Source organism: Paenibacillus sp. 7516 (genome assembly GCF_002272715.1).
Classification (GTDB): Bacteria; Bacillota; Bacilli; order Paenibacillales; family Paenibacillaceae; genus Paenibacillus; species Paenibacillus illinoisensis_A.
Genome location: NZ_NPBI01000024.1, coordinates 523141 through 531965, shown reverse-complemented (window position 1 = coordinate 531965; position 8825 = coordinate 523141). Strand labels below are relative to the sequence as shown.

At 48.3% G+C, this 8825-nt stretch carries 11 protein-coding genes; all 11 read right to left on the bottom strand.

Annotation, left to right across the window (positions count from 1 at the left end; genetic code table 11):
- The coding region (locus CHI14_RS21965) for a F0F1 ATP synthase subunit epsilon (RefSeq protein WP_095291234.1) at positions 1-344 on the bottom strand (344 nt) is incomplete at its 3' end.
- 63 nt (positions 345-407) lie between these two features.
- Positions 408-1811: a F0F1 ATP synthase subunit beta gene (gene atpD, locus CHI14_RS21960; protein WP_095291232.1), complete on the bottom strand. Its 1404-nt coding sequence runs from the start codon at positions 1809-1811 to the stop codon at positions 408-410.
- Positions 1812-1906: 95 nt separating this feature from the next.
- The gene (gene atpG / locus CHI14_RS21955) at positions 1907-2779 is read right to left on the bottom strand and encodes an ATP synthase F1 subunit gamma (RefSeq protein ID WP_095291230.1); all 873 of its coding nucleotides are present in this window, start codon (positions 2777-2779) and stop codon (positions 1907-1909) included.
- Positions 2780-2987: 208 nt separating this feature from the next.
- On the bottom strand, positions 2988-4502 hold the full coding sequence (gene atpA, locus CHI14_RS21950; RefSeq protein ID WP_095291229.1) for a F0F1 ATP synthase subunit alpha: 1515 nt from the start codon (positions 4500-4502) through the stop codon (positions 2988-2990).
- A gap of 16 nt (positions 4503-4518) precedes the next feature.
- A complete protein-coding gene (locus CHI14_RS21945; protein WP_095291227.1) occupies positions 4519-5067 on the bottom strand; it encodes a F0F1 ATP synthase subunit delta in 549 nt (182 codons plus the stop codon).
- On the bottom strand, positions 5064-5552 hold the full coding sequence (gene atpF, locus CHI14_RS21940; RefSeq protein WP_095291225.1) for a F0F1 ATP synthase subunit B: 489 nt from the start codon (positions 5550-5552) through the stop codon (positions 5064-5066). The genes CHI14_RS21945 and atpF overlap by 4 nt, the downstream gene beginning before the upstream one ends.
- Positions 5553-5666: 114 nt before the next feature.
- Entirely contained in the window at positions 5667-5891 is a 225-nt protein-coding gene (gene atpE, locus CHI14_RS21935; protein ID WP_017691934.1) for a F0F1 ATP synthase subunit C, read from the bottom strand.
- A 79-nt stretch (positions 5892-5970) separates the two neighbouring features.
- Positions 5971-6789 carry a F0F1 ATP synthase subunit A gene (gene atpB, locus CHI14_RS21930; protein ID WP_095291222.1) on the bottom strand — a complete coding sequence of 273 codons (819 nt, stop codon included), beginning with the start codon at positions 6787-6789 and terminating at the stop codon, positions 5971-5973.
- A gap of 45 nt (positions 6790-6834) precedes the next feature.
- The gene (locus CHI14_RS21925; protein WP_095291219.1) at positions 6835-7212 is read right to left on the bottom strand and encodes an ATP synthase subunit I; all 378 of its coding nucleotides are present in this window, start codon (positions 7210-7212) and stop codon (positions 6835-6837) included.
- On the bottom strand, positions 7205-7459 hold the full coding sequence (locus CHI14_RS21920) for an AtpZ/AtpI family protein (protein WP_024632723.1): 255 nt from the start codon (positions 7457-7459) through the stop codon (positions 7205-7207). Before CHI14_RS21920 ends, CHI14_RS21925 begins: the two co-directional genes overlap by 8 nt.
- A gap of 187 nt (positions 7460-7646) precedes the next feature.
- Positions 7647-8804, bottom strand: a complete 1158-nt coding sequence (gene wecB / locus CHI14_RS21915) for a non-hydrolyzing UDP-N-acetylglucosamine 2-epimerase (RefSeq protein WP_095291216.1) — start codon at positions 8802-8804, stop codon at positions 7647-7649.
- Positions 8805-8825: the final 21 nt, after the last annotated feature.

Genomic DNA, 8825 nt, shown 5'->3' with positions numbered 1-8825 from the left:
TGATCAAAGTGGTCCTGGTTGCTTTGGCTGCTGAGACGGCGTTCTGCCCGTTCCTTCGCTGCACGCGCACGATCCACATCGATATCTTCCGGGAATTCGGCACTTTCTGCGAGAACAACAACCTTATCTTTGCGGACTTCGATAAAGCCGCCGCCAATAGCGACCTGCTTGTTCTCTTTTCCGTTTTTGATAATAATCGGTGCAATCTGCAACGGAGTAACCATAGGGATATGGCCTGGCAAGATCCCCAGTTCCCCTTCAATACCACGAGCGATGATGCTATCTGCTTGCGCCGAATAGACCAAACGCTCAGGCGTTACGATTTCCAACAAAAAGGTGCTCAATTCCATCCCTCCTGAAACTATCCGAAGGATAGCTCGCTTCATAAGGACAATCCTGGATTCAGATTATACCAGTGTTTTAGCTTTCTCCACTGCCTCTTCAATCGTACCCACGAAGAGGAATGCTGCTTCCGGCAGATCGTCATGCTTGCCTTCGAGAATCTCTTTAAAGCTGCGCACTGTTTCTTTAACCGGAACGTATTTACCCGGAATACCGTTAAATGCTTCAGCAACGTGGAAAGGCTGGGACAAGAAACGTTGAATTTTACGAGCACGGTAAACGAGCGCTCTGTCTTCTTCACTCAGCTCGTCCATACCCAGGATCGCAATGATATCCTGCAGCTCATTATAACGTGCCAAGATGCGTTTAACGCCTTGTGCTACGCTATAGTGTTCTTCACCCACAACTTCTGGTGCCAAGATCCGGGAGCTGGATGCAAGTGGATCTACCGCAGGGTAGATACCCATCTCGGAAATTTTACGCTCCAGGTTCGTTGTTGCATCCAAGTGAGCAAACGTTGTTGCAGGAGCCGGATCCGTATAGTCATCCGCAGGTACGTAGATCGCCTGGATGGATGTAACCGATCCTTTTTTCGTGGAAGTGATACGCTCTTGCAATTGACCCATTTCTGTAGCCAGCGTAGGCTGGTAACCTACCGCGGAAGGCATACGTCCGAGCAAGGCAGATACTTCTGAACCCGCTTGGGTGAAACGGAAGATGTTATCGATAAAGAGCAACACGTCACGGCCTTCTTCATCACGGAAATATTCCGCCATAGTCAGACCTGTGAGGGCTACACGAAGACGTGCGCCTGGAGGCTCGTTCATTTGGCCGAAGACCATTGCTGTTTTGTTGATAACGCCGGAATCACTCATCTCGTGATACAAGTCGTTACCTTCACGTGTACGCTCACCAACACCCGCGAATACGGAGATACCACCGTGCTCTTGCGCAATGTTGTTGATCAATTCCTGGATAGTAACGGTTTTACCTACACCGGCACCACCGAACAAACCGATTTTACCACCTTTGGCGTAAGGAGCCAGCAAGTCGATAACTTTGATACCTGTCTCCAGCATTTCTGCTTGAGTCGTCAGTTCATCGAATGCAGGAGCAGAGCGGTGAATCGGGTTTTTATGTTCAGCAGCTACCGTACCGCCAGTATCAATTGCTTCGCCGAGTACGTTAAATACACGACCCAGTGTCGCTTCCCCAACAGGTACAGAGATTGGAGCTCCTGTATCTACTGCTTCCATACCACGTACGAGACCGTCCGTGGAGGACATCGCGATACAACGTACCCGGTTGTCACCCAGATGTTTCGAAGCTTCGAGTGTAAGACTTACACTTACGCCGCTTTCGGTTACTGTAGTGATCGTAATGGCATTGAGGATTTCCGGCAGACCGCCGCGATCAAACTCGACGTCAACAACCGGACCCATGATGCTCACAACGCGTCCTTTGTTCATCTTAACGTTCCCCTCCTACAAGCCTGCTACTTTGGCAAAAATAAAGTTCCGTTCGTTTATCTTTGCAGTGCAAGCCTTCATTAAATAAAAAACGGTTAGCCTTGTGCTGCGTTGGCACCTGCCACAATTTCCGTAATCTCCTGCGTGATCGCCGCTTGACGGGCACGGTTGTATGTCAATGACAAATCGTTAATGAGTTTGGATGCATTTTTGGTTGCATTACCCATTGCCGTCATTTTCGCGCCCAGCTCACTCGCCTTACCGTTCAGAAGTGCACCGTAGATCAGCGTTTCCGCATAACGCGGTAGCAAAACTTCCAGTACAGCTTCAGCTGAAGGCTCGTATTCGTAGCTCGCCGTCGGTCCTTCCGCAGCAGATACCTCAGGTGTTTCCATTGGAAGAAGTTTTTCTACCGTAGGAATCTGGGTCAACGCATTCACAAAGCGGTTATAACAAATGTACAATTCATCAAATTTAGCCAACTCAAATCCTTGAACAGCCTCGTGTGCAATAGATTTGATGTCTGCAAATGCTGGTGAATCGGATAGATCCGTTGTAACGGATGCCATCGCAATTTCGCGCCGTCTGAAGTAATCGCGTCCTTTACGCCCAATAACGAACAACTCGTAGTCATCTTGGGAGTTATGGCGCTCTTTGAGTGTCAGATTGACCTGACGCAAAACGTTCGCATTGTATCCACCCGCAAGACCGCGGTCCGATGTAATGATCAGGTAAGCTGTCTTTTTGACCGGACGGCTCTCGAGCATCGGATGCTGGATGCCTTGCGTGCTTGACGCAATACTAGCCACAACTTCTTTCAGTTTCTCCGAATACGGACGGGCTGCCTCAGCTTTTTCCTGCGCTTTACGCAGTTTTGCAGCTGCAACCATCTCCATTGCTTTGGTGATTTGCTTGGTGCTCTGTACGCTTTTAATTTGCCGCTTAATTTCGCGCATGCCTTTTGCCATGATTTCACCACCTCAAAACTTTGGCGGAGCCAAAGTTACTTCGTAAGCCCAAACCAGTTTTGACAAAGTCAAAACTACATCGTAAGCACAATCTTACTTTGACAGAGCCAAAGTTACTTCGTGTGCATATTAAAACTTTGAAAGCATCAAAGTTTTACATGCAGACATGCGGAATCGGTTAAACAACTCCGCAGCTGCAATCATCTATTTAGACAGAGACAGCGAAGCTCTTTCTGAACTTCTCGATTGCACCTTTTAGTGCATTTTCGTTGTCTGCAGTCAATTCTTTTGTATCACGGATGGACCCGAGAATCTCCGGATGGTTGCTCTCCATGAACGCGAGGAATTCGTGTTCAAAGCGAGTCACATCACCTGTAGGGATTTCATCCAGGAATCCTTTAACCGCTGTATACAAGCTTACAACCTGTTGTTCAACAGGCAGAGGCTGGTTTACACCCTGCTTCAGGATTTCCATCATGCGAGCACCACGATTCAGGCGGGCCTGAGTGGCTTTATCCAGATCGGAACCGAACTGGGAGAACGCTTGAAGCTCACGATATTGAGCGAGGTCCAGACGCAGGGAACCTGCAACCTTTTTCATCGCTTTGATCTGAGCAGAACCACCGACACGGGATACGGAAATACCTACGTTGATCGCCGGGCGTTGTCCAGCATTGAACAAGTCGGCTTCCAGGAAGATTTGTCCGTCCGTGATGGAGATTACGTTCGTCGGGATGTAAGCAGATACGTCGGAAGCTTGTGTTTCAATAAACGGAAGTGCGGTTAAAGAACCACCACCAAGTTCATCATTCAGCTTCGCAGCACGCTCCAGCAAACGGGAGTGCAAGTAGAAGACGTCACCCGGATAAGCCTCACGACCTGGAGGACGACGAAGCAGCAAGGAAAGCTCACGGTAAGCAGAAGCTTGTTTAGTCAAGTCATCATAGATAACCAGAACGTGCTCGCCTTTGTACATGAAGTACTCACCCATCGAACAACCGGAATACGGTGCGATGTACAAGAGTGGTGATGGATCGGAAGCAGCTGCAGTTACAACGATCGTGTACTCCATTGCGCCTTTACGACGAAGAGTTTCCACAACTTGTGCAACTGTAGATTGTTTCTGACCGATAGCCACATAGATACACTTCATGCCGCTGCCTTTTTGGTTCAGGATCGCATCGATTGCGATCGATGTTTTACCTGTTTGACGGTCACCGATGATCAACTCACGTTGTCCGCGACCGATTGGTACCATGGCATCAATGGCTTTGATACCTGTTTGCATCGGCTCATGAACGGATTTACGATCCATTACGCCTGGTGCTTTACCTTCAACCGGACGGAATTCCGTTGTCGCGATTGGCCCTTTGCCATCGACAGGAATACCGAGCGGGTTCACAACACGTCCAATCAATGCTTCGCCTACAGGCACTTGCATGATTTGGCCAGTACGCTTCACTTGGTCGCCTTCACGAATATCATAGTAAGGTCCCAGGATAACGACACCGACATTGCTTTCTTCCACGTTCATGGCGAGTCCCATTACACCGCTTGGGAATTCAACCAACTCGTTGGACATGACGTTCTCAAGTCCGTATACACGAGCAATACCATCACCAACCTCGATAACCGTCCCGACTTCGACTACATCGATATCGGTCTTGTATTGTTCGATTTGGCTCTTAATTAATGTACTGATTTCTTCTGGTTTGATACTCAAGTGTCCTCACCCCAATCTACTGTACTCGTCTGTTAAAAGACTGCTCAAGACGTTCGAGCTTGCCAGCCAAGCTGCCGTCATAGATCGTATCGCCAATGGCGACTTTCAATCCGCCCAGCAGAGTCGAATCGACAATGTTCTCGATACGGATCTTTTTATTCACACGGCCTCCGAATTCACGGGCTACCGCTTCTTTTTCTTCATCATTCAATGCATAAGTCGAGTAAACGCGTGCATCGGCAATGCCGAGCGAATCGCCCTCGATCTTCAGATAATCACTCAAAAGAGCTTCCAGCAGTTCAACACGGCCACGCTCAATCAGGAGCAGAACCGTACGCAGAACAGGTTCGGACACTTTGCCTTCAAGGCTCGCATGAAGCACGTTCCGCTTGGCTTCATCAGAGATGTTCGGAGATACGATGAACTTGATGATCTCGGCATCCCCAGTCAATCCACTGACAACCGCACGCAGTTCCTGTTCAACTTCAAGCACCTGCTGCTGCTGGAGAGCGACTTCGAACAATGCTTTCGCATAACGCTTGGCAACAATCGTATCGCGGCTCATTGTCGGCCCCCTACCTCATTGAGGTATTGGTTCACAAGCTCTTCTTGTGCTGGACCGTTCTCAACTTCTTTTTTGATCAATTTGGAAGCAATTTGAACGGAAGCTGTACCCAGTTCGCTGCGAAGCGCTGCAACTGCTTTGTTCTTCTCACTTTCAATTTCACGTACCGCATCGTCTTTCAGACGATTAGCTTCAGCTTTTGCATCAGCCAGAATTGACTCAGCCTGTTTGCCGCCCGTTTGTTTGGACTGTTCAATGATGTCGTGAGCTTCCTTGCGCGCTTGCTCCAGTGCTTGTTTTTGTTCCTCCACATAGGCAATGGCCTGTTCCCGAGTCTGAGCAGCCTCATTCATCTGCGTCAGCACGAGTTCGCGACGTTTTTCCATGATGGAGAACAAAGGACCGAAAGCATAACGGCTAAGCAGCCAATATAAAATTGCAAATGCGATAATCGCAAGAAGCGTATTTTCCCATACGAAACTCAATCTGTTCACTCCTTCCTGGAGGTATCCTTGAAACGTTCATCCGCATGAACGGACATTACCTAAAAAGAAGGCGCGGATGGCTATGGCCTTCCCCGCCAAACCTTATCAATTTAATTAAGCCATACCGTAGAACATGAACGCGAGTACCACACCGATGATCGGCAATACCTCGATCAGACCTACCCCGATAAACATTGTTGTTTGAAGAGTGGATTTTGCTTCTGGTTGACGAGCGATTCCTTCTACTGTCTTGCTGATTACCATACCGTTACCGATACCTGCGCCAAACGCGCCCAGTCCTGCAACAATTGCTGCTGCGATTAATGCCATTGCTCCCATTTGTATATCCTCCTTAAAATTATAAATCGAATTTTTTTATTGTTCAGCCTGGTGAAGAAATCTTCGTCGGGCTTGGAACTTAATGTTCGTCGTGCGTCTCGATGCTCTGTGAAATGTACACCATCATCAAGATTACAAAAACAAATGCCTGGATCGCGCCGATAAAGATACTAAAGCCTTGCCACACCATCAGCAACGGAATGGCAGCAATTGCGCCAAACACTTTGAATGTCGTCAGCTTCAGGATCGTTGTGATCAGTACCTCACCCGCGAAGATATTCGCGAATAGACGCATACCGTGTGTCAACAGCTTGGATGCCGTCTCAATCAAGTTGATGGGCAAGAACAAGGCGAATGGCTGAAGGTAGTGCTTGAGATAACCTCTCGTGTTGCGGAACAATCCGAGTCCATGAGATACCATGAACGCAACAAGCGCCAGTCCCATCGTTACCGATAAATCAGCTGTAGGTGATTTCCACCATGCCAATTCAACGTGTGGGTGTGCTTCAGGGTCTTTGGCATGCGCTTCTTCAAACGCATCGACCGCTGTAACGATCGGCTGACCAAACACCTGCGCATGCTCTGCGCTGTCCACTGCGGTTACTGCCTGGAACGGAAGACCCAGCATGTTACCGACAAAGATGAACATGATCATGGAAAGAGCGAGAGAGATAAAGTGCTTCCCTTTCTTCATATCCATCGTACTGGAAATCAGATTGCGGACGAATTCGACTGCCCACTCCATAAAATTTTGCAGCTTGCCGGGGTTTTCAACGGACAACCTCCGTGTAGCCAGTACAGCAAAGATAAAAACGAGGGCACCTGTAACAACCAGCATCAACACAACCGATAGATCCAATCGAAATCCGCCAAGCATAATAATTGGAGCTTCATGCATATTTTTCTCACCCCTTTCTCGACTTGAAAGCTGCAGCACCTAACATCATTCTGCTCTGCGGGAATAGACGATCCCTATAATCAGTAAGGAAAATTGCGCAATGACCAGACCGCCTGCAACCGCATATGTATTGAAGTACTGCGGAAAGCGCATCGATATGAATATACCGAGCACAGCGAGTGCCGCTCTTGTCAAAAATCCCAGGTTCACACGCTTCAAGTTACCTTCTGCCGCATCATCAGACATTTTCCTTACTTTGTAGCCCAGGTAAAATGCATTGATCCAGCTAATTCCCGTACCCAGGGCCAGTCCCAAAGCAATTGTCTCCACACGTGGCATAAAGGCCGCTGCGAGAAAACAAATCATAAGAAAGTACATGATGAAAACAGTCATCCATCTGCGGTATCTGGTTAGTTCACTCATCACTTTCCCCCATGAATTTTTTCGCGATAAAGTAGATGCTCACGCCGCCTGCGGCCAGAAAAAAGAGAACGCTTACGGCGATCCATATTCCGTTACCTCCAATGGTCTTGTCCAACCAGGAGCCAGCGTAATATCCGGCAACAGCGAGAATGGCAATCTCGATCCCAAAAGCTGTCACGAGTCCCATCGCTTTCCATACATTATCGTCATGGTTACGGGATGAATTTGGTTTGTTCGAATCGGCCATTTTCCACGCCACCCTTGCAATCCCAGTTAATTTTACTGAATGATGAGAGCCTTTGTCAATTGATTGATTTTAGCGTTTTAAAGGGTAAAACGACGGGTTTATAGGCCCCCGGGAGCCCATAAACCCGCGTAAACCGTACAGTTTAACTGTATGCTGTACCCTTTATGATTCAGTCAGAAAAAACGAATTATTTTTTGAATTTTCTGTGAAATGATTCCGGACGCTCACTATTTACGCCAAAATGGTGCAAAATCGCATTGACAATTCTTTCCGATGCATGTCCATCACCGTATGGATTGGCAGCTTGACTCATGCTTGCATACAGCGTTTCATCCGTAAGCAGAGCTTTGGTCCGTTCATAAACACGTTCCTCATCCGTACCCACCAGTTCCAACGTTCCGGCCTCGATGCCTTCCGGGCGCTCCGTTGTATCCCGCAGGACCAGCACGGGCACACCAAACGAAGGCGCTTCTTCCTGCAAACCGCCTGAATCGGTCAAAATCAAGTGAGTATGCGGATAAAAGTTATGCAAATCCACCACGTCTAGTGGATCAATTAATTGAATACGGGGGTGATTCCCCAAAATCGCGTGAGCCGGCTCCTTCACAGCAGGACTTGGATGCACCGGGTACACGATGGCAATATCTTCGAACTCGTCGGCAATCCGTTTGACGGCCTGGAAAATGTTGCGGTGAGGCTCGCCTTGGGATTCACGGCGGTGAGCTGTCATCAGCACAAGACGTTTGCCCTGTGCCCATTCAAGTACCGGATGTGTGTAATCCTGCCGTACTGTATATTGAAACACATCTGTTACCGTGTTGCCTGTGACATAGGTACTAGACTCCGGTTTATTTTCTTTGGCAAGGTTGGAGAAAGACCAATCCGTTGGTGCAAAATGCATGTCTGCAAGCACACCGGTTAACTGGCGGTTCATTTCCTCCGGATACGGAGACAGTTTATTCCATGTACGAAGACCTGCTTCCACATGGCCCACCTGAATCTGCTGTAGAAACGCTGCATAGCTGGCTACAAACGTAGTCAGCGTATCCCCGTGAACAAGCACGATATCGGGTTTCGCTTCGCGCAGTACAGGCTCCAGGCCACCAAGCACACGAATCGTAATTTCATTCAGCGTTTGGCGATCTTTCATCACGTCCAGATCATAGTCCGGTTGAATGTTAAACACTTCAAGAACCTGATCCAGCATTTGACGATGTTGTGCGGTCACACAGACGATGGATTCGATAGATTCGGGATGTTTCTGAAGTTCCAAAATAAGCGGAGCCATCTTGATGGCTTCCGGACGAACTCCGAATATCGTCATGACTTTAATTTTCTTGGACATTCAAACAAAGCCCCTTTTCTA

Bases quoted from the DNA above. Each gene is read 5' to 3' on its own strand.
- atpE (WP_017691934.1), bottom strand. From the start codon at position 5,891: ATGGGAGCAATGGCATTAATCGCAGCAGCAATTGTTGCAGGACTGGGC.
- CHI14_RS21925 (WP_095291219.1), bottom strand. From the start codon at position 7,212: ATGAGTGAACTAACCAGATACCGCAGATGGATGACTGTTTTCATCATG.
- CHI14_RS21920 (WP_024632723.1), bottom strand. From the start codon at position 7,459: ATGGCCGATTCGAACAAACCAAATTCATCCCGTAACCATGACGATAAT.
- atpD (WP_095291232.1), bottom strand. From the start codon at position 1,811: ATGAACAAAGGACGCGTTGTGAGCATCATGGGTCCGGTTGTTGACGTC.
- wecB (WP_095291216.1), bottom strand. From the start codon at position 8,804: ATGTCCAAGAAAATTAAAGTCATGACGATATTCGGAGTTCGTCCGGAA.
- atpB (WP_095291222.1), bottom strand. From the start codon at position 6,789: ATGCATGAAGCTCCAATTATTATGCTTGGCGGATTTCGATTGGATCTA.
- atpG (WP_095291230.1), bottom strand. From the start codon at position 2,779: ATGGCAAAAGGCATGCGCGAAATTAAGCGGCAAATTAAAAGCGTACAG.
- CHI14_RS21945 (WP_095291227.1), bottom strand. From the start codon at position 5,067: ATGAGCCGCGATACGATTGTTGCCAAGCGTTATGCGAAAGCATTGTTC.